This is a genomic window from Bradyrhizobium sp. JYMT SZCCT0428, from assembly GCF_018131075.1.
Taxonomy (GTDB): domain Bacteria; phylum Pseudomonadota; class Alphaproteobacteria; order Rhizobiales; family Xanthobacteraceae; genus Bradyrhizobium.
In genome coordinates this window covers 1-23,042 of sequence record NZ_JAFCLS010000010.1, presented here as the reverse complement: position 1 = coordinate 23,042, position 23,042 = coordinate 1, and the positions used below count along the sequence as shown (strand labels likewise).

The following is a 23,042-nucleotide window of genomic DNA, read 5'->3' as shown; positions in this document are numbered from 1 at the left end:
GCGAGGAGAAGACAATGGCTTCAGAGCATACCGCGAAGGCGTTCGACAGCGATCTTCAGGAATTGACCCGCCTGGTCGCCGAAATGGGCGGCCTTGCCGAACGCATGATCACCGAATCCGTCGATGCCTTGATCCGGCGCGACGTTGCGCTGGGAAAACGCGTCGTCGCCTCCGACGCCGAGATCGACCGCCTGCAGCACCTGATCGAGGAACGCGCGGTGCTGACGATTGCCCGCCGCCAGCCGATGGCCATCGACCTGCGCGAGATCGTCGGCGCCATGCGGGTGGCCACCGATCTGGAACGGATCGGCGACCTCGCCAAGAACATGGGCAAGCGCGTCGCGGCGCTGGAGAACGATTTCCAGCCGCTGAAACTGATCCGCGGTCTCGAACACATGACCGACCTGGTGCAGTCGCAGGTCAAGTCCGTGCTCGACGCCTACGCGTCGCACGACCTGCCGGCGGCGATGGCGGTCTGGAAGGGCGACGAGGAAGTCGACGCCATCTGCACCTCGCTGTTCCGCGAACTCCTGACCTACATGATGGAAGATCCGCGCAACATCTCGTTCTGTATCCATCTGATGTTCTGCGCCAAGAACATCGAACGGATCGGCGACCATGCCACCAACATCGCCGAGACCGTGTTCTACATGATCGAAGGCCAGCAGATCCTCGACAAGCGCCCGAAGGGCGACATGACCAATTTCGCCACCACGGTGCCGGGAAATTAGAAGCGGAAGACGTTCGCGTAACAAACCGCGTCAAAAATATCGGATATCAAGAGGCTGACATAGATGAACGCACGCATTCTGGTGGTTGAAGACGAGGAAGCGCTCACCACGCTCCTGCGCTACAACCTCGATGCCGAAGGCTATGAGGTCGAAACCGTCGCCCGCGGTGACGACGCCGACACAAGGCTGAAGGAGCGGGTGCCCGACCTGATCGTGCTGGACTGGATGCTGCCGGGCCTGTCCGGCATCGAGCTGTGCCGGCGCTTAAGGGCGCGGCCGGAGACCAAGGCGCTGCCGATCATCATGCTGACCGCGCGCGGCGAGGAAAGCGAACGGGTGCGGGGGCTGGCGACCGGCGCCGACGACTACATCGTCAAACCCTTTTCGGTGCCGGAGCTGCTGGCGCGGGTGAAGGGCCTGTTGCGGCGGGCGAGCCCGGAGCGGCTGGCCACCGTGCTGACCTATGGCGATATCGAACTCGATCGCGAAAAGCGCCGCGTCGCGCGCTCGGGCCGTCCGATCGATCTCGGGCCGACCGAATATCGCCTGCTGGAGTTTTTCCTGGAACATCCCGGCCGCGTGTTCAGCCGCGAGCAACTGCTCGACAGCGTCTGGGGCCGCGACATCTATATCGACGAGCGTACCGTCGACGTCCATATCGGCCGCCTGCGCAAATTGCTCAATCCCGGCCGCGAGCAGGATCCGATCCGCACCGTGCGCGGCGCCGGCTACGCGCTGGATGATCGGTTTGCGAAGGTGGAGTAGCCAATACTCCATCGTCGTCCCGGCGAAGGCCGGACCCATAACCACCGATCTCATTTTTTGAAATGAGCTGGAGCTCCAACCAAGCATAACCACGAACGCCTGTGGTTATGGGTCCCTGCGTTCGCAGGGACGACAGCGGATATTTTCCGCGTAGCTTCCGCGCAGCCCTTACCTGGTCGGCTTCGGCGCCGGGCGGCGGCGATCGGAGGCCGGCTGATAGGCGATGCGCGAGTGATGCGCGCAATAGGGCAGGCTGGTGAGCGCCTTGCCGCCGCAGAAAAAGAACTCCGAGCTCGAGGGATCGCCGATCGGCCAGTGGCAGGTGGCCTCGTTCAATTCGAGCAGCGTCAGCCGCTGGCTCATCGGCACCACATTGTCGTAGGCGACCGGATCCGGCTCCATCTCCACCTCGAAGGCGTGGGCCAGCGCGGTGTTGCCGCGCGACACCGGGCGCGACACCCGCATCATCTGCGGGGCGGGGCGCGCCTTGCGCTGACGCGGCGCGGCCGAGGAGGGGCTCTTGGCACGGCCGGAAAGACCCAGCCGGTGCACTTTGCCGATCACTGCATTTCGCGTCACATTTCCGAGTTCCGCGGCGATCTGGCTGGCGGAAAGTCCGCCCTCCCAGAGCTTTTTAAGCTGCTCGACGCGCTCGTCGGACCAGGTCAATACCGTCATCGCATTCTTCCCTTCGCACAGAGCCGGCCAAACCGGGGGCAGCGCTGGCGATGCCAATTCTCAAAAATCCCAGCGGGCAGAATCCCTTAGCCTTCGCCGGGCGCATAAAAGCCGCCCGAACGTTTACGCCTTACAAAATGGACTCTAGGGGTCAGTACTTCCGCACGAGATGTCGTACCCGACAGCCCAGACGCTACAATATGGCGGGACTCTGGCGCAAGAGTCCGCGTCCGTGCGTCCACATGTTCCGGTATTTATGCATTGCAATTAGAGTTTTCCACGGCACCGGAATGCTACGGATTGCTTTATCCTGCACTGCAGGGAAGCCGGTTTTAGGCGTGTTGACACGGTCCAAAGCCAGCATAGAATGCCTGTCACGTGCCGCCCCGAAAAGGCGGCACGTTTTGTTTTCGCAAGACCGGCTGTGCCGCGTTCGCGCCAATGCACGCTATGTGGCCGGTCTCTAACCGTCAGTGATGGCCATGACCAACAGCGCCCCGTCGCATCTGCTTCCCGTTTTCGCGAGAGTCGATCTCGGTTTCGAACGCGGCGAAGGCGCGTGGCTGATCTCGACGTCGGGCGAGCGCTATCTCGACTTCACCTCGGGCGTGGCGGTGAATGCGCTCGGCCATTGCCATCCGCATCTGGTCGCCGCCTTGCAGGAGCAGGCCACCAAGCTCTGGCACATGTCGAACCTGTTCAGGAGCCCGGACGGCGACAAGCTTGCAGCAAGGCTGTGCGAGCAGAGCTTTGCCGATCTGGTGTTCTTCTGTAATTCCGGCGCCGAAGCGATGGAATGCGCGATCAAGGTCGCGCGCCGCTATCACGCCGCCAAGGGCCATCCCGATCGCTATCGCATCGTCACCTTCGAGGGCGCGTTCCACGGCCGCACGCTGGGCACGCTGGCGGCGACCGGCTCGGCCAAATATCTGGAAGGTTTCGGTCCGCCGCTTGATGGCTTCGACCAGGTCGCGCATGGCGATCTCGAAGCGGTCAAGAAGGCGATCGGGCCGCAGACCGCCGCCATCCTGATCGAGCCGGTGCAGGGCGAGGGCGGTGTCCGCAGCGCGCCGCATGCGTTCTACAAGGCGCTCCGACAATTGTGCGATGACAAGGGCCTGCTGCTGATTTTCGACGAGGTGCAGACGGGCATGGGCCGCACCGGCGATCTGTTTGCCTATAAGCGCCTCGGCGTCACCCCCGACATCATGTCGCTGGCAAAAGCGCTCGGCGGCGGCTTTCCGATCGGCGCCTGCCTTGCCACGGCAGAGGCGGCGTCCGGCATGACGCCGGGCTCGCACGGCTCGACCTTCGGCGGCAACCCGCTGGCGATCGCCTCCGCCAACGCGGTGCTCGACGTGATGCTCAAACCGGGCTTCTTCGACCACGTGCAGAAAGTCTCGCTGCTGCTGAAACAGAAGCTCGCTTCCGTGGTCGATCGCTATCCTGCCGTGCTCGCGGAAGTGCGCGGCGAAGGGCTGCTGATCGGCGTCAAGGCGGTGGTGCCCTCGGGCGATCTCGTCGCCGCGCTGCGCGACCAGAAGCTGCTGACGGTCGGCGCCGGCGACAATGTCGTCCGCTTCCTCGCGCCGCTGATCGTTTCCGAATCCGAGGTCGAGCAGTCCGTCCAAAGCCTCGAACGCGCCTGCATCGCGCTGTCAGGCGACAAGAAGAAGGCGGCGGGGTGATGAGCAAGTCCCTACGTCACTTCCTCGATATCAGCGAGCTGCCGCCGAAGGAACTGCGCAACATGCTGGACCTGAGCGTCGCCATGAAGGCGAAGCTGAAGGCGCATGAGACGCCCAGAAAGCCGCTCGAGGGCAAGACGCTGGCGATGATCTTCGAACGGCCGTCGACCCGCACCCGGGTCTCGTTCGACGTCGGCATGCGCCAGCTCGGCGGCGAGGCCATCATGCTGACCGGCGCGGAAATGCAGCTCGGCCGCGGCGAGACCATCGCGGATACGGCGCGCGTGCTGTCGCGTTACGTCGATGCGATCATGATCCGCATCCTCAACCACGATGCGCTGCTGGAGCTCGCCGCCAACGCCACCGTGCCCGTCATCAACGGGCTCACCCGGCGCTCGCATCCCTGCCAGGTGATGGCTGACCTGATGACGTTCGAGGAGCATCGCGGCTCGATCGAGGGCCGCACCGTGGCCTGGACCGGCGATGACAACAACGTCTTGGCGTCATGGGCGCACGCGGCGGAGCGTTTGAAGTTCCAACTGAACGTGGCGACCCCGCCGCAGCTCGCGCCGAACAAGGCGATGAAGGACTGGATCAAGGCGACGCAGGCGCCGATCGTGCTCGGCAACGACCCGGAAGCCGCCGTCGCCGGTGCCGACTGCGTCGTGACCGACACCTGGGTGTCGATGGGCGACAAGGACGGCGAGCATCGCCACAACGTGCTCAAGCCCTACCAGGTCAATGCCCAGCTGATGTCGCTGGCCAAGCCCGACGCGCTGTTCATGCACTGCCTGCCCGCCCATCGCGGTGAGGAGGTCACGGACGAGGTGATCGACGGCCCGCAATCGGTGGTGTTCGACGAAGCCGAAAACCGCCTGCATGCGCAAAAGGGCATTCTGGCCTGGTGTTTTAACGAAGTGGCGTAGCGCTGCAGTTGGTTGTCGTCCCGGCGAAGGCCGGGACCCATACGCCGCGGCCCTAATGATTGAAGGCAGTGGTTGACGCCTTGCCTTACTCAGAACGCCCTGTGGCTAAGGGTCCCGGCCTTCGCCGGGACGACGTCTGAAGTGACATTCGCGTTCACTGCAACCCCTTTCGATTCACTCTCTTCGACCCCAGATAAAGCGCCATGACTCAATCCCCCGACATCAAAATCACGCCCTCAGCGCCGATCCGCGCGCCATCGGCGGTTCCCATCGACGATGCGGCGCTGCCGTTCGAGGTCAATGCGCTCGACCTGCGCGGACGGCTGACCCGGCTCGGCCCGGCGCTCGACGACATCCTGACCAAGCACGATTACCCGGCCCCGGTCTGCAAGCTGCTCGGCGAGGCCATCGTGCTGGCGACGTTGCTCGGCTCGTCCCTGAAGTTCGACGGCCGCTTCATCCTGCAGACCCAGACCGACGGCCCGGTGTCGTTCCTGATCGTCGATTTCCAGCTGCCGGATCGGCTGCGCGCCTATGCGCGGTTCGATGCGACGCGGCTGAAGGAGGGCCAGGATTCCGGCGCGCTGCTCGGCAACGGTCACCTTGCGATGACCATCGACCAGGGCGCGGACATGGGCCGCTATCAGGGCCTGGTGGCGCTGGAAGGCGGTAATCTCGAAGACGCCGCGCATGAATATTTCCTGCGCTCCGAACAGATCCCGACCCGCGTGCGGCTTGCGGTCGGCGAGGAATGGCGCGGCAGCGGCGACGGTCCGAAACACCGCTGGCGCGCCGGCGGCATGCTGCTGCAATTCCTGCCGCAGGCGCCGGAGCGGGCGCGGCAGGCCGACCTCGATCCCGGCGATGCGCCGGAAGGCGCCGTGACACATGCGGTGGCCGAAGACGACGCCTGGGTCGAAGGCCAGTCGCTGATCTCGACCGTCGAGGATGTCGAACTGCTCGATCCGGATTTGTCGGGCGAGCGGTTGTTGTATCGCCTGTTCCACGAACGCGGCGTGCGCGTGTTCACCCCGCTGCCGCTGCGCGCGCAATGCTCCTGCTCGCGCGACGCAGTGTCCACGATGCTGAAAAGCTTCCAGCCGCAGGACCGCGCCGAAATGGTCAAGGACGGCAAGGTGGTGGTGACCTGCGAGTTCTGCTCGTCGGTCTATGAGTTCACGCCGGATGAAGCGGGTGTGGAGTAGGGGGCGATATCTCCGCGTCATTGCGAGCGCAGCGAGGCAATCCATATTGCCCCAAGCCGTGCCATGGATTGCTTCGCTGCGCTCGCAATGACGGCTGAGTGCGACAAAACAACCCGACGGGCAAATCACTTCCGATTTGCGGAAATCGTGTCAAGTCCCAAAGTAAAAAATATTTCTGTTTACCAGAAGTAGAATCAGGGATATTTGTTTGCCCATCCCGTCCCACTCAGAGGGCGTCGGCCGTCGTCTTGCGGTGGACGCTGGTTTGCGCTGAGACGATGGCGCGGATTAGCGTACGGCAAAACCGTGTGGTCCTGGCACCCGTTGCAGGTGTCAAGCTGTCGGGTAGGCGAGAGCTGAACGGCAGCGACGGAGTCAACCAAGAACTCGTCTCCGGGGAGATCACGGCATAAGCCGTAAAGCCATTGCGCAGGGAAGGCCGGGTGTTCTCCGCTGCCCTGTATGCTCGTGTGCAGCCTACTAAGTGCAAATCGCACACGGGACCGCGGGTGCAGCGCGCACCCGGTCTTCCCTGCGCCCTCTCTATTTCGGGGGCACGGAGTTTTTGGCAAAGCTCGGGCCTATCAAGCCGCGAGATCGTGGACCTATATCCGTCATCCTGAGGTGCGAGCGTAGCGAGCCTCGAAGGATGAATCGGCCACAGACGGGCCGTCGTCCTTCGAGGCGCGCAAGAGCGCGCACCTCAGGATGACGGTTTTAGATTTGGCTGTTTGAAAATTGAATCAGGAATGCAGGCACTCTCAGAAGGCCTATTTCGCGCCCGTCCGCTTGCCCAAATGATACGTCAGCGCCAGCGCCACGCAGTGGCGCAACTCTGCCTCGGGCACCTTATCTTCCGCGCTGAGCAGAATGCTGCGGTTGCCGCCGTAGCGCAGCTCCGGATAAAGCTCGCGAAACGTCTCGACCAGGTTGGTCTGGCAATGGAAGTAGACCGCATACTGCCCGGGCACCGGCTTGACCTGATCGATCCGGATTGTGCTGCCGCTCTTGGTCTCCGCCGTGAGATAGCTCGGCTGTCCCCATTTCAACGTCTCTTCCAGCGCGCCGACGCCCTTGGTGGTTTTCGCGGTGTCGAAGATCAGGCGGCGCAGCGCCAGCAATTTTTCCCTCACCGGCTTGGGGTAGGCGTCGAAGACGGCGTCGACGGCGGAAGCCGGAGTTTTCGCGGGGACCTTCTTCGCAGCTTTTGCCCCGGCCATCTTCTTCGCAAGCCCCATCAGCGCGCCGTCGGCGGCGTATCGAGATTGGCGAAAAGAATCGCCTTGCCGGCATCCTCGTAATGGGTATCGCGGGCCTGGATCTGCTGCGCGATGGCGTGCATGTCGCGAAAGCGCCGTTCGAACTTGTTGGCGCTGAAGACGGCGGTGGCGCCGGCCATGTGATAGGCGGTGTCGACCACGGCGGCCGATTGATGGATGGTCCAGGTCGCGGCGATCCGCAGCGCGATGCGGTGCTGTTCGGTGAGGGCATCGCCGCGGGCGAGATCGCGCCAGACCTCGGCCGCGGTGGTGTAGAGATAGGCGCGCGCGGCGCGCAAGGTCGCCTCGGTGCGCCCGATCAGGCCCTGCACGGCGTTGTTGTCGCGCATCGCCTTGAGGCCTTGCGGCGTCTTGCCGCGCGCCAGGTCGGTGGCGGCATCCAGCGTCGCACGCGCGACGCCGAGCGAGGTCGCGGCAAAGCCCATGCTGAACACCATGTTGGTGGAGAGCTTGTAGAGCGGGCCGTGTTCTCGGAGCGCCGCAGGTTCGTCGCGCAGCGCCGCGAATTTGTCCGGGATGAAGAGATTATCGACCGAATAGGAATCGGTGCCGGTGCCGCGCAAACCGATGACGTCCCAGACGTCATACATCGTGGCGTCAGCCACCGGAAACAGGATGGTGCGGATCTCAGGCGAACCGTCCGCCTTGCGCCGCGGGCTGCCGTCGGCCTCGACCACCCGGACATGGGCGCCGAGCCAGCTCGCCTGCCGGGAGCCGCTGGCAAAATCCCAGCGCGCGCTGGCCCTATAGCCGCCGGGCACGACCTGCACTTCATGCTTGATCGCGCCCCAGGCGAGGATGCCGGGCGCGACGTTGAAAATCTCGCTGGCGGCATCGGCATCGAGATAGGCCGCGGTCATGGCGCAGACGCTGCACTGGCCGAGGCACCAGGCGGTGGAAGCATCGGCCTTGGCGATTTCCTCCTGCATCTGCATGAAGATCTCGAGCGGCAATTCGGCGCCGCCGAGGCTCTGCGGCAGCAACGAACGATAAAGCCCGTTCTCGATCAGGGCGGTGGTCACATTAGGCGTCAGCCGCCGCGTCCGCTCGATTTCGTCGGCGTCGCGCGCGATCAATGGCTGCAGCATGCGCGCGCGCTCGACGAGGTCGAGGCCGGGGTGCTTGTTCATGCGCTTCCTCGCATTGTCTTGTTTTGTTTGCGCGAGGGGCGATGGTGGCCCATCCGCCGCCCCCGATCAAGGCGGCGCAAGGCATGCTTCTCACGGCGCATCTCAGGCTGCGGCGCGTCCGAGATCGAGCGACGGCTGCGATGGGCGCTTCGCCGACGGAAAACTCAGCGCCACCGCGACCGCGGTAATGCCGATCGCAAACGAGCCGACATAGAGCCAGTTATAGGCGTGGAAAGTATCGAACACCCAGCCGCCGGCCAACGGCCCCAGCGCCATGCCGAGGCTGGCAAAAGCGGAGACCGCGCCGAACACCGTGCCCATGATGCGTGCGCCGAAATATTCGCGGACCAGCACCGCATAGAGCGGCATCACGCCGCCATAGGCGAGCCCGAAGATCACAGACAGCGCATAGAACTCGCCGAGCTGGCCGACCGCGAGATAGGTCGCGACCGACATCGCCTGCACGAACAGCCCGCCGACCAGCACCGGCTTGGCGCCGAGGCGATCGGCCATGACGCCCAGCAGCAGCCGGCCGCCAAGTCCGGAGAATCCGGCAAGGCTGTAGACGGTGACGGCGGTCAGCGGCGCGATGCCGCAGATCATCGCGTAGCTCACCATGTGGAAGATCGGCCCCGAATGCGCCGCGCAGCAGGCGAAATGCGCCAGTGCGAGCGTGATGAATTGCGGGGTGCGCAACGCCTGTCCGACCGTCCACTGTACTTCCGGCACGTCAGGTCCGCCGCTCACGGGTGCTGCGGCTGGCGGCGCCGGACGCACCAGGAACGATGCCGGGATCAACAGTGCCCAGGATGCGATGCCGATCACCAGCATCGCCGTGCGCCAGTCATAGGTCGTGATCAAATAGCTTGCGAATGGTGCGATCGTCAGCGGCGACACGCCCATGCCGGCCGACACCAGCGCCACCGCAAGGCTGCGGCGATGTTCGATCCAGGCGCTCGCGACCGCGACCATCGGCGCATAGAAACTCCCCGCAGCAATCCCGATCAGCACGCCGAAGAAAAACTGGAACTGCCACAGGCCTGTGGCCTGGCTCGCGCCGACCAGGCCGATGCCCAGCAGCACCGCGCCGGCCAAAACCACGATGCGGGTGCCGAACCGGTCGGACAATGCGCCCCAGAAGAACGCCGCAAATCCCATGGCGAGGAAATCGATCGTCGCCGCCGCCGAGACGCCGCTGACCGACCAGCCCGTATCCGTCGCAATCGGCTGCAGGAACACCGCCAGCGACAACATCGTGCCGAAGCCGACACAGGTCATCAGCGCGCCAGCGCCGACGACGATCCAGCCATAAGAAAAACCGGCAGGCTTGCTCATGCGTTTCCTCGCGCTTGTAATATTTTTTGTGTGCGCGGGACGATGGTGACCTATCCGCCGCGGCAGAGCAAGGCGGCGGACGAATGGCCGGTCACAGGTTTTCGCATCTCACCGCCAGAGTTGGGCGGCGCGGGGTCGTAGAGCCAGCGGGCAAAGTGCGCAAAGCGCGCCTCAGCTATCCACCTTCAGCGCGGCAATGAAGGCTTCCTGCGGGATGTCGACCTTGCCGAACTGCCGCATCTTCTTCTTGCCTTCCTTCTGCTTCTCCAGAAGCTTGCGCTTGCGCGTGATGTCGCCGCCGTAGCATTTCGCGGTGACGTCCTTGCGCAGCGCGCGGACGGTTTCGCGGGCGATCACCTTGCCGCCGATCGCAGCCTGGATCGGAATCACGAACATGTGCGGCGGGATCAGTTCCTTCATCCGCTCGACCATGGCGCGGCCGCGGCCTTCGGCGCGGGTACGATGCACCAGCATCGACAGCGCGTCGACCGGCTCGAGGTTGACGAGGATCTGCATCTTGACGAGATCCGCGGGCTTGTAGTCGGTCAGATGATAATCGAACGAGGCGTAGCCCTTCGAAACCGATTTGAGCCGGTCGTAGAAATCGAACACGACTTCGTTGAGCGGCAGATCATATTTCACCATCGCGCGCGAGCCGACATAGGTCAGCTCTTTCTGCGAACCGCGGCGGTCCTGGCACAGCTTCAGCACGCTGCCGAGATATTCGTCCGGCGTCAGGATGGTGGCTTCGATCCACGGTTCCTGGATCTCGGCGATCTTGACCACGTCGGGCATGTCGACGGGATTGTGGATTTCGATCTCCTGACCGTCAGTCAGGTGCATCTTGTAGATCACGCTCGGCGCGGTTGCGATCAGGTTGAGATCGAATTCGCGCTGCAGGCGCTCCTGGATGATCTCCAGATGCAGCAGCCCGAGGAAGCCGCAGCGGAAACCGAAGCCGAGCGCGGCGGAGGTTTCCATCTCGAACGAGAAGCTCGCATCATTGAGCCGAAGCTTGCCCATCGCCGCGCGCAACGTTTCGAAGTCGTCGGCATCTACCGGGAACAGGCCGCAGAACACCACGGGGATCGCGGGCTTGAAGCCCGGCAGCATGTCGGTGATCGGCTTGCGGTCGTCGGTGATGGTATCGCCCACTCTCGTGTCGGCGACTTCCTTGATCGCGGCGGTGATGAAACCGATCTCGCCGGGGCCGAGTTCGTCGATCTGCGTCATCTTCGGGGTGAAGAAGCCGACGCGCTCGACGTCATAGGCGGCGTTGGTGCCCATCATGCGGATGCGGCTGCCCTTCTTCATCACGCCATCGACGACGCGAATGAGAACGACGACGCCGAGATAGACGTCGTACCAGCTATCGACCAGCAGCGCCTTCAGCGTCGCCTCGCGGTCGCCCTTCGGCGGCGGCAGGCGGGTGACGATGGCTTCCAGCACGTCGGGAATGCCAAGCCCGGTCTTGGCCGAGATCATCACCGCGTCAGCGGCGCTGATGCCGATCACGTCCTCGATCTGCTGCCTGACCTTTTCGGGCTCGGCGGCGGGCAGGTCGACCTTGTTGAGCACCGGCACGATCTCATGACCCGCGTCGAGCGCGTGGTAGACGTTGGCGAGCGTCTGCGCCTCGACGCCCTGGCTGGCGTCGACCACCAGCAGCGATCCTTCACAGGCAGCCAGCGAGCGCGAGACTTCGTAGGCGAAGTCGACATGGCCCGGCGTGTCCATCAGGTTGAAGATGTAGTCCTTGCCGTCCTTGGCGCGGTATTTCAGCCGGACGGTCTGCGCCTTGATGGTGATGCCGCGCTCGCGCTCGATATCCATGGAATCGAGCACCTGCTCCTTGCCCGCCATTTCGCGATCGGTCAGCCCGCCGGTGGTCTGGATCAGGCGGTCGGCCAGCGTCGATTTGCCATGGTCGATATGGGCGACAATGGAGAAGTTGCGGATGTTGGAAATCGGGGCAGTTGTCATGGGGCGCGGGATAGCATTCACATCCCCGTGCGGCAACCATATTGCTGTATTTTAAGGGGCATTCTTCACGCCAAGCTGATTCCACGCGCGCCAAAAACGCGCTACGCACTCCTCCATGTCGACTGCATCAATTTTACCCGCCGCCGCGCGTTCCAGGCGCAGATTGTCCGTCCGGCGGCTGGCGGCATGGCTGGCCTCATGCGCCAGCGACCCCAAGGGCGCTTTGTGGCTGGTGAGCGGCTTTGCCGTGGTCCATGCCGCGCTCTGGACGCTGATCCTGGTCAATCTGAAGACCGGCCAGGACATCCATATGGACGTCGCCGAGGCGTTCGGCTGGGGCCAGAAGTTCCTGTTCGGCTATGGCAAGCATCCGCCGCTGTCGGGTTGGGTCGCCGGCGCCTGGTTCAGGCTGTTCCGGGTCACCGATTGGGCGACCTATGCGCTGGCGATGGCGACGCTGGGTTTGGGGCTCGTGATCTGCTGGCTGCTGGCGCTGCGCGTGGTCGATCACCGCCGCGCCTTCCTCGTCGTGGTGATGCTCGCGCTCTATCCGATCTTCAACTTCAAGGGCTTCAAGTACAACCCGGACCTGCTGCAGCTGGTGACGCTGCCGCTTCTGGTGCTGGCCTATCTCGACGCATTCGCGAAGCGCAGCGTGAAATCCGGATGGTTGCTCGGGATCGCCGGCGCGCTGGCGCTGATGACCAAATACTGGGCGCTGACCATGATCGGCGCCATCGGCCTCGCCGCGCTGATCCATCCGCAGCGCCTGCAATTCCTGCGCTCGCCGGCGCCGTGGGTGGCCATCTTCGTGCTCGTGGTGGCGATGGTCCCGCATTTGATCTGGCTGAGGGACGTGAATTTCGTCCCGTTCACCTATGCCGGCGAAATCTATTCGATCACCGACCGCCACATGATCGACAACCTCGCGCTCGGTTATGTCGGTCACAATCTGGCGCTGCTGGCATTGCCGGTGGTGCTGGCGGGAGTAGCGCTGGCGTGGCCGTCGCGCTGGCGCAAACCGTTTTTTGCGTTCTGGTCGCGCGGTGCGAATGCCAGCGTCAACACCGGGCAAGCGCTCAATGTCTGGCTGATCCAGGCGGTGGTCGCGATCGGGCCGCCGCTCGGTGCGGTGCTGTTCCAGGTCTACATCAAGACCGATTGGGGCATCCCGCTGTTCTTCCTGGTGCCGCTGGCGCTGATCGCGATCCCGGCGCTGCGCGTGCGGAGCATCGCGTTGCTGCGGCTGACCGCAACCTGGCTGGTGCTGACGCTGGCCGTGTTGATCGCATCGCCGCAGATCGCTGCCTATGATGCCGGCCAGCATCGCAACGAGGGCGCCAGCTACCGGGCGCGCTCCGAACTTGCGCGCGAGTTGACCGAGGTCTGGCACCGGCGGTTTTTCTCAGCCTTGCCCGTGGTCGCGGCCTACAGCGATATCGGCCACCCCGTTACATTCTACAGCGTCGATCATCCGGCGGTCCTGACGCCGTACGAGCCGTGGTCTTCGGGGCTGACCTCGCTCGAAGAGGCCAAGCGATCCGGCTTTATCGGGATCTGCGAGACCGGCGACTGGAAGTTCGAAAAATGCGAGGCATGGATGAAGGACCACGCCGTCAATGGCGAGCGCATGGTGATCACGACGCGCAGGTTTTTCTCAGGGGGGCCGGGCCCCGCCACGATCTGGAACGTGATAGTGGTGCCGCCGGAAAAGAAATAAAAAGGGAATTGGGGGAACGCATGAATCTCGATTTGACTGGAAAGACCGCGCTGGTCACCGGCTCGACGCGCGGCATCGGGCTCGCAACCGCCATCGGGCTCGCGCGGATGGGTGCGGAAGTCATCGTCAACGGGCGCGAGCAAGCGGACGTGACAGAGGCCATGGCAAAAGTTCGGCAAGCTGCGCCGGCTGTCGAGGTGCACTCGGCGGCGGTCGATCTCGGAGGCGCCGAAGGCTGCGCCGCGCTGACAGCGCAATTCCCTGAAGTCGACATCCTCGTCAACAATCTCGGCATCTACGAGCCGAAGGGCTTCTTCGATATCGAGGATTCCGACTGGACGAGGATGTTCGAAGTCAACGTGATGAGCGGCGTGCGTCTGACCCGGCATTATCTGAAGCGGATGCTTGATAACAAGGATTGGGGCCGCGTCGTGTTCGTCTCCAGCGAATCCGGCGTCTTCATTCCCAAGGAGATGGTTCACTACGGCTTCTCCAAGGCCGCCCAGCTTGTGGTCGCGCGCGGCGCCGCCGAACTCACCAAGGCGACCAACGTGACCGTGAATTCGGTCATGCCGGGGCCGACCTGGGTCGAGATGGCGCCGGTGCGGCTGGCCGCGCGTGCCAAGGGCATGGGAACGACCGTCGACGAGCTCGTCGCGCGCACCTTCAGCGAACGGCGGCCAGCCTCGCTGTTGCAGCGCTATGCCGAGCCCGAGGAGATCGCCAATCTGATCTGCTACGTCTGTTCGAAAGCCTCAAGCGCCACCAACGGCGCCGCGCTGCGCGCCGACGGCGGCATCGTCACCAATCCGTTTTGAGATTGATCGGTGCTTCGGTGGCTTCATCCTTCGAGACGCGCGCAAAAGCGCGCTCCTCAGGATGAGGTCTACTAGCTCATCAGGTCTACCGGCTCAGGGTGAGATCTTAGACCCTCATGGTGAGGAGCGCGCTCTTGCGTGTCTCGAACCACGAGGCCAATCCGCCTCACACGCCTTCTTCGTTGAACTTGTCGGCGACGAGACCCGCGATCGCATCGACCGCGGCCTGCGCTTCGGGGCCGGTGGCGGAAACCGTCACCGTGGTGCCGGGGCCCGCGGCCAGCATCATCAATCCCATGATCGAGGTGCCGCCGACGGTCTCGTTGCCGCGCGTCACCCAGACCTCGGCGTTGAAACGCTCGACCATCTGGACGAATTTGGCCGACGCGCGCGCGTGCAGTCCGCGCTTGTTGATGATGAGGAGCTCGCGGGAAATGGCGCCGGCTGGCACGCTCGGCCCGACGTCGTTTCCGGGCGCGGCGTCGTCGCTCATTTGCCGGCGAGCACGCGGCTGGCGATGGTGACGTATTTGCGACCGGCTTCCTGGGCCATCGCGATGGCGTCCGGAAGCGAGCGCTCTTCGCGCACCTTGGCAAGCTTCACCAGCATGGGAAGGTTGATACCTGCGAGTACTTCCACCTTGGGGCGGCTCATGCAGGAGATCGCCAGGTTGGAGGGGGTGCCACCGAACATGTCGGTAAGGATAGCAACTCCGTCGCCACTGTCGACGCGATTCACCGCTTCGATAATGTCGCTTCGACACAAATCGGAGTCGTCCTCGGCTCCGATCGTAATCGCCTCAATTTGTTTCTGCGGACCCATGACATGTTCGAGCGCCGCCCTGAACTCGTCGGCAAGGCGCCCATGGGTCACAAGCACTAGACCAATCATCGGAAACTCCTCGCGGGTGCTTTTGGTGCACCGCACGAACGCGCCACTTTGACCATCCAGAGGCCCCGCGCAAGAGGGCATCTTGGCTATTCTCCCGGAAATCGGTGGCAAGAGAGGGGAGCCTGCGCCGGTCTTATTCGGTCGCGATAGTGGGGCTTATATGGTTACCAAACCCCTTCACACAATCGACCGTATTATTACCGGAAGGTGAACTTTCAGTTGTCGTCAGCGCGGCGACAACCAGCGGAAGGGGCTGAAAGCCGGTTCCGACAGGGATTCTTGGTATCAAAACACCATTAAGGCTGACTTGGAGAGCTTCCGGCGGCGGCAGCCGTTCCGCGTCATCCGCCGCGAGATCGACAACCATACCGACTACCGCCTCGCTGACGCAATCACAGCGGCGAATCCCGAGGCCCCGGATTTCGATCAGACCGGCCAATTCAGCCGCCGGGCGGACCCACAATTCTCCGGCCAGTGTGTCGAGATGGACACGGTCATCGCCCACCAAAATGGCCGGTGGAACCTGGCCGGTACGGCCGGCCAGAATCAGGTCGAAGGCCAGCCGTGACTTGCCGGAACCCGACGGCCCGCGGATCAGGACGGCGCGGTCGCCAACCAGCACGGCGGAGGCGTGCACGCTGGCATTATCGGTCATGGCGCCGGCAGCCTGACCACGAAGCGCGCGCCCGATACCGTCGGGTTGCCGTCGGCGTCGGCCGGACCGGCGCGGTTTTCGGCCCAGATACGCCCGCCATGGGCCTCGATGATCTGCTTGGAGATCGACAGCCCGAGGCCGGAATTCTGGCCAAAGCCCTGATGCGGCCGGTCGGTGTAAAAGCGCTCGAAGATGCGCTCGAGCGCATCCTCGCCGATGCCCGGGCCGTCGTCGTCGACCACGATTTCGATTTCCGAACGGACGCGCCGGCAGACGATGCGCACCTTGCCGCCGGTGTGGGAGAACGATTGAGCGTTCGACAGCAGGTTGGAGATCACCTGGCCGAGCCGCGAATCATGGCCGGGCACCGAGAAGGTATCGGTCGGGCTGCGGCCCTCGAAGCGCGCCTCGACGGAGACGTCGTGGCCGAGCTTGGTTTCATTGGCGACCGAGGTCAGCGTCGTCAGCAAGCGCCTGAAATCGACCGGCGCCATATCCTGCCGCTGCAGTTCGGCATCGAGGCGGCTGGCGTCGGAGATGTCCGAGATCAGCCGGTCGAGCCGCCTGACGTCGTGTTCGATGACGGCGAGCAGTCGCGCGCGGCTGTTTTCATTGCGCGCCAGCGGCAGCGTTTCCACCGCCGAGCGCAGCGAGGTCAGCGGGTTCTTCAGTTCATGGGCGACGTCGGCGGCAAACATCTCGATTGCCTCGATGCGGCTATAGAGCGCGTTGGTCATGTCGCGCAACGCGCCGGAAAGATGGCCGATCTCGTCGCGGCGGCGGGTGAAGTCGGGAATTTCGACGCGGGTCTGGATGCGGCGGCGAACGCGCTCGGCGCCGTCGGCCAGTCGCCGCACCGGACCGGCGATCGTGCTCGCCAGCAGCAGCGACAATACGATCATGACGGCGGAGGCGACGCCGCCGATTTTCAGGATCGCCCAGCGCTCGGCACCGACCATCTGGTCGATGTCGTCGCCCTGGGTCGTGAGCATCAGCGCGCCGCGCACCGCGCGGAAGTGCTGCACCGGCACGGCGACCGACACGATGACCGCGCCGCGCTCATTGACGCGGACCATGCTGCTCTTCTGGCCGCCCAGCGATTGCGCGACTTCCTGATAGCCTTTGCCGCCCTCGGGGCCGAGTTCGCGATAGATCGGCAGGTCGCCGCGATTGAACCAGGTGCGGATCGCGGTCAGTGTCCGCTCCGCAATATTGGGCTTGTCGGCCGACGGTGGCGGCAATTCGAACCGCAGCACGTCGCCGCGGGCAAACAGATTGCGGCTGTCCAGGATAAGCCCGCCTTCGCGGTCGAAAATACGTGCGCGCGTCTTGGTCGGCGCGATCAGGCGGCGCAGTACCGGCGCGACGCGCTCCGGGTTGATCGGAAAGTCGGAATACTCGTCCGGGATGCCATAGCTTTCCCCGGGCTTCAGATCGAGCAGGCGGTCGGGATCGACGGTGATGGTGCCGCCCTCGACGGTGGCCGAGGTCGCGATCGCTTCGGAGATGATCTCGGCATACACCAGCAAGCTCTGCGCGCGCGCCTCGATCAGGCCGGCGCGGAACTGCGACAGATAGAGGATGCTCGCCACCAGCGCGACGAGGCCCGCCAGATTGAGTGAGACGATACGTCGGGTCAGACTCGAGAAAGAGAGTGCAAAGAAGAATTGTCCGGCGCGACGGAGCCAGCCCAGCGGCCGCCGCCAGCCCTGGCTCCGCGCCTTGTCGTCGGCAACGTAATCCCGATCGAGCGACGCAGATGCATCCTCGTTGTTCCGGCCTCGATCAGGCTGCGTTCGATCTAGCAATGGCTAAAACTGCCGGTTGTCTCGACTGTCCCTGCAAAGCGCGGCTTGCGCGCTCAATCCTACCCCAGACGCGCCAAGGCGTCAGCTAACGAGCCGCTCGAGCATGATCCGGAAAGGTGGACACCGGTTTTCCGAAAAGATCATGCCCAAACAAAAAAGACCAGAAGTGCAGATCAGGCTTCCTTGAAGCGATAGCCGACGCCGTAGAGCGTCTCGATCATCTCGAAATCGTCGTCCACCACCTTGAACTTCTTGCGCAGCCGCTTGATGTGGCTGTCGATGGTGCGGTCGTCAACATAGACCTGATCGTCATAGGCCGCGTCCATCAGCGCGTTGCGGCTTTTCACCACACCGGGCCGCGTCGCCAATGCCTGCAGGATCAGGAACTCGGTCACCGTCAGCGTCACCGGTTCGTTCTTCCAGGTGCAGGTGTGACGCTCCGGATCCATTCGCAGCAGGCCGCGGTCGAGTGCACGTGCATCCGGCTCCTTCGGAGCGGCGGTCGGATCCTTGGGCTGCCCCCGGCGCAGCACGGCCTTGACGCGCTCGACCAGCAGGCGCTGGGAGAACGGCTTGCGGATGAAATCGTCGGCGCCCATCTTGAGGCCGAACAATTCGTCGATCTCTTCATCCTTGGAGGTGAGGAAGATGACCGGCAGATCGGACTTCTGCCGCAGCCGCCGCAGCGTCTCCATGCCGTCCATGCGCGGCATCTTGATGTCGAGGATCGCAAGGTCCGGCGGCGAGGTGCGGAAACCATCGAGCGCCGACGCACCATCCGTATAGGTCATGATGCGATAGCCTTCGGCTTCGAGCGCAATCGAGACGGAAGTGAGAATGTTGCGGTCGTCATCGACCAAGGCGATTGTGGGCATGAGCCTGCTTTCGAAAGAGAAGTGGCTTAAACGGCGGGCAAATCAGCCGTGCGCCGTATAAATGGGCTTCGTACGCGGTCAACGAGCAATGCAAGCTGGGCTGAAGTGTGACCGAGTTCCGCGAAAACGTTCCGCGGACGATGCGTAGCACCCATATAGCACCCTCAAGGCCTGAGAAAAGGCCCTTTTTGCAATAAGATGGCTGGAAAACGATGCAACCAACCGCTGATTTTAACCCTTCCAAACTGGCCCGCTCGCTGCTGAGGCGGAGCCGCCAGGGCGCGCTGGCAACCCTGATGGCCGGCAGCGGCGATCCCTATTGCTCGCTGGTCAATATCGCGAGCGATTCCGATGCCTCGCCGATTCTGCTGATCTCCCGGCTGGCGCTGCATACGAAGAATATTCTGGCCGATAACAGGGTCTCGCTGATGCTGGACGAGCGCGCCGCGGGCGACCCCCTGGAGGGCGCCCGGATCATGCTGGCGGGCCGGGCCGAGGAGGCCGCGGGTGACCAGGCCGGCATCCTGCGCCGGCGCTATCTCAACGCCCATCCATCCGCGGAAGTCTATGTAGAATTTAAGGATTTTTCGTTTTTCCGGATCGTGCCGTCGGGCGCCCATCTGGTCGCCGGGTTTGGCCGGATCATCGACCTGACACCGGCGCAGTTCCTGACCGATGTCAGCGATGCCGAAGGACTGCTGAAGGCCGAGCAGGGCGCCGTGGAGCACATGAACGAGGACCACCGCGAGGCGATGAACCTCTACGCCACGCGGCTGCTGGGGGCCGACAGCGCCGAATGGGCCTGCACCGGCTGCGACCCCGATGGCATGGACATGCAGGCAGGCTCCGCCACGCTGCGGCTGGATTTCCCGGAACGGGTCACCAACGGGACCGCCCTACGAAAAATGCTGGTCCGGCTGGCGGGCGAAGCGCGCGCCAAGGAGCCCACCAGTCCTTGAGCAGCCGGAATTTGAACGGCGGCGGCCGTTCGCGCGACCTAATCCACACTCCCGCGCGAAGTGGCCAAAGGTTAAGTCCGCATCATGAATTCCCGCACTCGAGTGGTCCTGCTTGCAGGGCTCACGCTTTTCGCAAGCACGTGTCTCAGCGCGCCGTCGTCGGCGCAGAAAAGCGAGACCGCAGCGGTCAGCGCCAAGATCAACGAGCTCAGCCGCGCCGGAAAATATGCCGAAGCTGTCGCGCTGGCGCAGGGGCAGGTCGAATCCCTGGAAAAGAAATACGGCCCCGCGCATCGCGACGTTGGAGCCGCGCTGAACAATCTGGCGCAGCTCTATGGCAGTCAGGGCAGGGACGCTGAAGCGGAGCCGCTGTCCAGGCGGGCTATTGCGATTCTGGAGAAGACGGCTGGCGCCGAGTCGCCGGAGATCGCTGCGGCGCTAAACAATCTCGCTGCGCTCTATCAGCGCCAGGAGCGCTACGCCGAAGCTGAGCCGCTGTTCAAGCGGGCTCTGGCGATCCGCGAGCGGACGCTGGGGTCAGGGCATCCCGATGTCGCGCAGTCCCTGAACAATCTCGGCACCCATTACGAGAAACAGGGCCGCCACGACGACTCCAAGCCGTTGTTCAGGCGCGCGCTGGCGATCTACGAGAAAGCGGCGGGTCCGGAGCATCCGGCGGTCGCGACGCTTCTCAACAACCTCGGTCAGGTCGAGAAGGTCGAGGGCCACTTTGCCAAGGCGGAGCCGCTGATCAAGCGCTCGCTGGCGATCCGCGAGAAAGTACTCGGCCCCGATCATCCCGACGTCGCGCGTTCGCTGAACAATCTGGCGGAACTTTACGATGGGCCGACGGATCGCGTCCGTGATGCCGAGCGGCTTTTCGAGCGGGCGTTGGCGATCCGTGAACGCGCGGTTGGCCCCGATCATCCCGATACCGCCAGATCCATGAACAATCTGGCGCTCTTCCAAGCTCAGACAGGCTACCCGGAGAAGGCGTTGCCGCTGGCGCAGCGGCTGATCGCGAGCGGGCGCGGGGAGCTTCGCGCTGTTCTTCCGGTGCTGGCGGACGCGGAGCGCAACAAATTGATCCCGACCGATCAGGCGCTGGATGCGATGCTCAATGCGATCCAGCGCGGCACCCAGTCGTCGGCGGCATCAGCCGTCAACAAGCTGGCGGTGCGGCTTGCCGCCGGCAACGACCGGCTCGCCGAACTGGTCCGCCGGGATCAGGATCTCGCCGCGGAAACGGAAGCGCTGGACAGGGCTTTGGTGGCGGCGGTCTCGAAAGAGCGATCGAAGCGAGACCTTGCTGCCGAGCAGCGGACCAAGGCCAGGCTTGCTGCCATTTCGACCGAACGCCCGTCGTTGCAAAAGACCTTGTCTGCGGAATTTCCCGATTACGCCGCGCTGTCAAATCCGCTGCCCATGACGGTGAAGGAGATTCAGTCGCTGTTGTCAGGCGACGAGGCGATGGTGCTGCTCACGGCCACGGTGAAGGACAGCTACGCCATTGCGATCACGCGCGAGGGCTTTGACTGGTCTCCGATCGGGCGTGGCTCGGAAGGGCTGCATGAGTTGGTCGCAGACTTCCGCCGTGGACTGGATATAGCCAATGCCAGTGATGCTTCCGGCAAATCCGCTCTGTTCAATCTCGAATCCGCCCATTGGCTGTACAACCACCTGCTGGGTCGCGTCGAGACGCGGATAAAGGACAAGCGCAGCCTTCTGATTGTCCCCACCGGCGCGTTGACGGCGCTGCCGTTTCATCTGCTGGTGACGGAGAAGCCGCCGGTAGCGATCCCGGAAAAACTCGACGGTTATCGCGATGCCGCCTGGCTGCTCAAGCGTCACGCGGTGTCGGTGTTGCCGTCGGTCGCGAGCCTGAAGACGCTGCGGCTGGTTGCCCGCAAGGATCAAACCACCAAACCGATGACCGGTTTCGGCGATCCGCTGTTCAATCCGTTACAGGATAGCAGTGGCGACAAGCGCGGTACAGCCAAGCCGGCGGCGATCAAGTCCGCGGCGCGCGGCGTCACCAACGTCGCCTATACCGACTTCTGGCAAGGCGCCGGTGTCGATCGGGCGCGGCTCTCTCGCGTGCTGTCGCAACTGCCTGATACCGCCGACGAACTCAATGCGGTCGCAAAGGATCTCGGCGTTTCCGAAAGCGATATTCATCTCGGCGAGAACGCCAGCGAAACCAATGTGAAGCGCGCCCCGCTTGCCAATTACAGCATCGTCTATTTCGCGACCCACGGTCTCGTCGCCGGTGACGTAAAGGGGATCGCCGAACCCTCGCTGGTGCTCAGCATTCCGAAGCAGCCGTCCGAACTCGACGACGGCCTGCTCACGTCGAGCGAAGTGGCGCAGCTGAAACTCAACGCCGATTGGGTGGTGCTGTCAGCCTGCAATACGATCGCCGGCGACAAGCCCGGCGCCGAAGCGCTTTCGGGATTGGCGCGATCGTTCTTCTATGCCGGCGCGCGTGCATTGCTGGTGTCGCACTGGGCGGTGGATTCCGCGGCCGCCACGCGGCTGACGACATCGACCTTCGATCGGCTCAAGGCTGACCCGAAGCTCGGCCGCGCCGAGGCGCTGCGCCAGTCGATGCTGGCCTATCTCAACGATGCTTCGTCGCCCCGAAATGCCTATCCGGCATTCTGGGCGCCGTTTGCGCTGATCGGCGAGGGGGCGAGCCGCTAAAATCAGATTGTGCGGCGCAATAACGGAATGGTAGCGCTATCGCGCGGCTGATGGTCGCGCGTTGAGTGTGTGCATTCGTCCCCGCGCCGCAGCAAGTGTTTGATCTAGATCAAGGCCTTGTCTGGAATAAACCAAAACGCGTTGGATCGGCTTGGCAAGCACGGCGTTGCCAAGTATTAGGTCGCCGGACCGGAGCCGGAAGGCTATATTCAGTGGTCACCGCGACCGAAGCGCGTTTAGCGGCATTCGCGCGATCGAGATACGCGGGTTCGAGGAGGTTCTTCGTGCAAGAGACGGGTCTACGTAACGGTGCCTTTGGCGCCGATAAATTTGGCTTAAAGAAACTCAAAGAGGTTCGCTGGAACCTCGGAGCGCCGCAGCTCTACCAATATTCGCTGTCGTCAGGCGAAGCCGTGCTCTCCGCCGATGGCGCGCTCTGCGCCGACACCGGCGAGTTCACCGGCCGCAGCCCGAAGGACAAGTTCACGGTGCGCGACGCCTCCACCGAAAAGATGTGGTGGGCCGGCAACCAGTCGATCACGTCAGAGCAGTTCGACGCGCTCTATGCCGATTTCCTCACGCACGCCGAAGGCATGTCGCTGTTCGCGCAGGACCTCTACGGCGGCGCTGATCCCTCCTTCCAGATCAAGACCCGCGTCTTCACGGAATTGGCCTGGCATTCGCTGTTCATCCGCACGCTCTTGATCCGCCCCGAGGCGTCGGATCTCGCCAGCTTCGTGCCGGAGCTGACCATCATCGATTTGCCGAGCTTCCGCGCCGATCCCAAACGCCACGGCTGCAAGTCCGAGAACGTGGTCGCGATCGATTTCGCCCGCAAGATCGTCCTGATCGGCGGGTCTTATTATGCCGGCGAGATGAAGAAGAGCGTGTT

The 23,042-nt window shown here is 63.7% G+C and carries 20 protein-coding genes; 10 read left to right on the top strand and 10 right to left on the bottom strand.

Annotation, left to right across the window (positions count from 1 at the left end; translation table 11 throughout):
- Positions 1-14 precede the first annotated feature (14 nt).
- The gene (phoU, locus tag JQ575_RS12240; protein WP_212033448.1) at positions 15-731 is read left to right on the top strand and encodes a phosphate signaling complex protein PhoU; all 717 of its coding nucleotides are present in this window, start codon (positions 15-17) and stop codon (positions 729-731) included.
- A gap of 63 nt (positions 732-794) precedes the next feature.
- Positions 795-1,496 carry a phosphate regulon transcriptional regulator PhoB gene (gene phoB, locus JQ575_RS12235; protein ID WP_192735463.1) on the top strand — a complete coding sequence of 234 codons (702 nt, stop codon included), beginning with the start codon at positions 795-797 and terminating at the stop codon, positions 1,494-1,496.
- 168 nt (positions 1,497-1,664) lie between these two features.
- Here phoB and JQ575_RS12230 read toward each other — a convergent pair whose 3' ends face one another.
- Entirely contained in the window at positions 1,665-2,174 is a 510-nt protein-coding gene (locus JQ575_RS12230) for a GcrA family cell cycle regulator (RefSeq protein WP_212033447.1), read from the bottom strand.
- 482 nt (positions 2,175-2,656) lie between these two features.
- Here JQ575_RS12230 and JQ575_RS12225 point away from each other — a divergent pair, with 482 nt between their 5' ends.
- From JQ575_RS12225 to JQ575_RS12215, 3 genes are all read left to right on the top strand, one after another.
- Positions 2,657-3,862 (top strand): aspartate aminotransferase family protein, encoded by a 1,206-nt coding sequence (locus JQ575_RS12225; RefSeq protein WP_212033446.1) that lies wholly within the window; start codon positions 2,657-2,659, stop codon positions 3,860-3,862.
- The gene (gene argF, locus JQ575_RS12220; RefSeq protein ID WP_212033445.1) at positions 3,862-4,788 is read left to right on the top strand and encodes an ornithine carbamoyltransferase; all 927 of its coding nucleotides are present in this window, start codon (positions 3,862-3,864) and stop codon (positions 4,786-4,788) included. The genes JQ575_RS12225 and argF overlap by 1 nt, the downstream gene beginning before the upstream one ends.
- A 203-nt stretch (positions 4,789-4,991) precedes the next feature.
- On the top strand, positions 4,992-5,993 hold the full coding sequence (locus JQ575_RS12215) for an Hsp33 family molecular chaperone (protein WP_212033444.1): 1,002 nt from the start codon (positions 4,992-4,994) through the stop codon (positions 5,991-5,993).
- 770 nt (positions 5,994-6,763) lie between these two features.
- On the opposite strand, the gene JQ575_RS12210 is transcribed toward JQ575_RS12215, so the two are convergent.
- The 4 genes from JQ575_RS12210 to lepA all read right to left on the bottom strand — a co-directional run bounded on the left by JQ575_RS12210 (position 6,764) and on the right by lepA (position 11,721).
- On the bottom strand, positions 6,764-7,231 hold the full coding sequence (locus tag JQ575_RS12210; protein WP_312015930.1) for a DUF1801 domain-containing protein: 468 nt from the start codon (positions 7,229-7,231) through the stop codon (positions 6,764-6,766).
- Complete coding sequence (locus JQ575_RS12205) at positions 7,231-8,403, bottom strand: acyl-CoA dehydrogenase family protein (RefSeq protein WP_212033443.1); 1,173 nt, start codon at positions 8,401-8,403, stop codon at positions 7,231-7,233. The genes JQ575_RS12210 and JQ575_RS12205 overlap by 1 nt, the downstream gene beginning before the upstream one ends.
- Positions 8,404-8,505: 102 nt before the next feature.
- Entirely contained in the window at positions 8,506-9,738 is a 1,233-nt protein-coding gene (locus tag JQ575_RS12200; protein WP_212033442.1) for an MFS transporter, read from the bottom strand.
- 171 nt (positions 9,739-9,909) lie between these two features.
- Positions 9,910-11,721: a translation elongation factor 4 gene (gene lepA, locus JQ575_RS12195; RefSeq protein ID WP_212033441.1), complete on the bottom strand. Its 1,812-nt coding sequence runs from the start codon at positions 11,719-11,721 to the stop codon at positions 9,910-9,912.
- 115 nt (positions 11,722-11,836) lie between these two features.
- Between lepA and JQ575_RS12190 the strand changes: the two genes are divergently transcribed.
- Positions 11,837-13,441: a glycosyltransferase family 39 protein gene (locus tag JQ575_RS12190; RefSeq protein ID WP_212033440.1), complete on the top strand. Its 1,605-nt coding sequence runs from the start codon at positions 11,837-11,839 to the stop codon at positions 13,439-13,441.
- Positions 13,442-13,461: 20 nt separating this feature from the next.
- Positions 13,462-14,259: an SDR family NAD(P)-dependent oxidoreductase gene (locus tag JQ575_RS12185; protein ID WP_212033439.1), complete on the top strand. Its 798-nt coding sequence runs from the start codon at positions 13,462-13,464 to the stop codon at positions 14,257-14,259.
- 166 nt (positions 14,260-14,425) lie between these two features.
- Here JQ575_RS12185 and JQ575_RS12180 read toward each other — a convergent pair whose 3' ends face one another.
- The 5 genes from JQ575_RS12180 to JQ575_RS12160 all read right to left on the bottom strand — a co-directional run bounded on the left by JQ575_RS12180 (position 14,426) and on the right by JQ575_RS12160 (position 18,488).
- Complete coding sequence (locus tag JQ575_RS12180; protein WP_212033438.1) at positions 14,426-14,752, bottom strand: HPr family phosphocarrier protein; 327 nt, start codon at positions 14,750-14,752, stop codon at positions 14,426-14,428.
- Positions 14,749-15,150 carry a PTS sugar transporter subunit IIA gene (locus JQ575_RS12175; RefSeq protein ID WP_021076632.1) on the bottom strand — a complete coding sequence of 134 codons (402 nt, stop codon included), beginning with the start codon at positions 15,148-15,150 and terminating at the stop codon, positions 14,749-14,751. Before JQ575_RS12175 ends, JQ575_RS12180 begins: the two co-directional genes overlap by 4 nt.
- Before the next feature lie 133 nt (positions 15,151-15,283).
- Positions 15,284-15,805 (bottom strand): HPr kinase/phosphorylase, encoded by a 522-nt coding sequence (locus JQ575_RS12170; RefSeq protein ID WP_212033437.1) that lies wholly within the window; start codon positions 15,803-15,805, stop codon positions 15,284-15,286.
- Positions 15,802-17,613 (bottom strand): sensor histidine kinase, encoded by a 1,812-nt coding sequence (locus tag JQ575_RS12165; RefSeq protein ID WP_212033436.1) that lies wholly within the window; start codon positions 17,611-17,613, stop codon positions 15,802-15,804. The genes JQ575_RS12170 and JQ575_RS12165 overlap by 4 nt, the downstream gene beginning before the upstream one ends.
- Before the next feature lie 173 nt (positions 17,614-17,786).
- The gene (locus tag JQ575_RS12160) at positions 17,787-18,488 is read right to left on the bottom strand and encodes a response regulator transcription factor (RefSeq protein ID WP_016843287.1); all 702 of its coding nucleotides are present in this window, start codon (positions 18,486-18,488) and stop codon (positions 17,787-17,789) included.
- 212 nt (positions 18,489-18,700) lie between these two features.
- On the opposite strand from JQ575_RS12160, the gene JQ575_RS12155 reads away from it, so the two are divergent.
- The 3 genes from JQ575_RS12155 to JQ575_RS12145 all read left to right on the top strand — a co-directional run.
- Positions 18,701-19,447, top strand: coding sequence for a HugZ family protein (locus JQ575_RS12155; protein ID WP_212033435.1), 747 nt, complete (start codon positions 18,701-18,703; stop codon positions 19,445-19,447).
- 84 nt (positions 19,448-19,531) lie between these two features.
- Entirely contained in the window at positions 19,532-22,150 is a 2,619-nt protein-coding gene (locus JQ575_RS12150) for a CHAT domain-containing tetratricopeptide repeat protein (protein WP_212033434.1), read from the top strand.
- A gap of 284 nt (positions 22,151-22,434) precedes the next feature.
- On the top strand, positions 22,435-23,042 hold a 608-nt coding region (locus JQ575_RS12145; RefSeq protein ID WP_212033433.1), incomplete at its 3' end, for a phosphoenolpyruvate carboxykinase (ATP).

What these genes read in the sequence shown, in the direction of transcription:
- JQ575_RS12160 (WP_016843287.1), bottom strand. Translation starts at nt 18,488, where the DNA reads ATGCCCACAATCGCCTTGGTCGATGACGACCGCAACATTCTCACTTCC.
- JQ575_RS12170 (WP_212033437.1), bottom strand. Translation starts at nt 15,805, where the DNA reads ATGACCGATAATGCCAGCGTGCACGCCTCCGCCGTGCTGGTTGGCGAC.
- JQ575_RS12155 (WP_212033435.1), top strand. Translation starts at nt 18,701, where the DNA reads ATGCAACCAACCGCTGATTTTAACCCTTCCAAACTGGCCCGCTCGCTG.
- argF (WP_212033445.1), top strand. Translation starts at nt 3,862, where the DNA reads ATGAGCAAGTCCCTACGTCACTTCCTCGATATCAGCGAGCTGCCGCCG.
- lepA (WP_212033441.1), bottom strand. Translation starts at nt 11,721, where the DNA reads ATGACAACTGCCCCGATTTCCAACATCCGCAACTTCTCCATTGTCGCC.
- JQ575_RS12230 (WP_212033447.1), bottom strand. Translation starts at nt 2,174, where the DNA reads ATGACGGTATTGACCTGGTCCGACGAGCGCGTCGAGCAGCTTAAAAAG.
- JQ575_RS12225 (WP_212033446.1), top strand. Translation starts at nt 2,657, where the DNA reads ATGACCAACAGCGCCCCGTCGCATCTGCTTCCCGTTTTCGCGAGAGTC.
- JQ575_RS12185 (WP_212033439.1), top strand. Translation starts at nt 13,462, where the DNA reads ATGAATCTCGATTTGACTGGAAAGACCGCGCTGGTCACCGGCTCGACG.
- phoB (WP_192735463.1), top strand. Translation starts at nt 795, where the DNA reads ATGAACGCACGCATTCTGGTGGTTGAAGACGAGGAAGCGCTCACCACG.
- JQ575_RS12150 (WP_212033434.1), top strand. Translation starts at nt 19,532, where the DNA reads ATGAATTCCCGCACTCGAGTGGTCCTGCTTGCAGGGCTCACGCTTTTC.
- JQ575_RS12180 (WP_212033438.1), bottom strand. Translation starts at nt 14,752, where the DNA reads ATGAGCGACGACGCCGCGCCCGGAAACGACGTCGGGCCGAGCGTGCCA.
- JQ575_RS12175 (WP_021076632.1), bottom strand. Translation starts at nt 15,150, where the DNA reads ATGATTGGTCTAGTGCTTGTGACCCATGGGCGCCTTGCCGACGAGTTC.
- phoU (WP_212033448.1), top strand. Translation starts at nt 15, where the DNA reads ATGGCTTCAGAGCATACCGCGAAGGCGTTCGACAGCGATCTTCAGGAA.
- JQ575_RS12200 (WP_212033442.1), bottom strand. Translation starts at nt 9,738, where the DNA reads ATGAGCAAGCCTGCCGGTTTTTCTTATGGCTGGATCGTCGTCGGCGCT.
- JQ575_RS12210 (WP_312015930.1), bottom strand. Translation starts at nt 7,231, where the DNA reads ATGGGGCTTGCGAAGAAGATGGCCGGGGCAAAAGCTGCGAAGAAGGTC.
- JQ575_RS12190 (WP_212033440.1), top strand. Translation starts at nt 11,837, where the DNA reads ATGTCGACTGCATCAATTTTACCCGCCGCCGCGCGTTCCAGGCGCAGA.
- JQ575_RS12215 (WP_212033444.1), top strand. Translation starts at nt 4,992, where the DNA reads ATGACTCAATCCCCCGACATCAAAATCACGCCCTCAGCGCCGATCCGC.
- JQ575_RS12205 (WP_212033443.1), bottom strand. Translation starts at nt 8,403, where the DNA reads ATGAACAAGCACCCCGGCCTCGACCTCGTCGAGCGCGCGCGCATGCTG.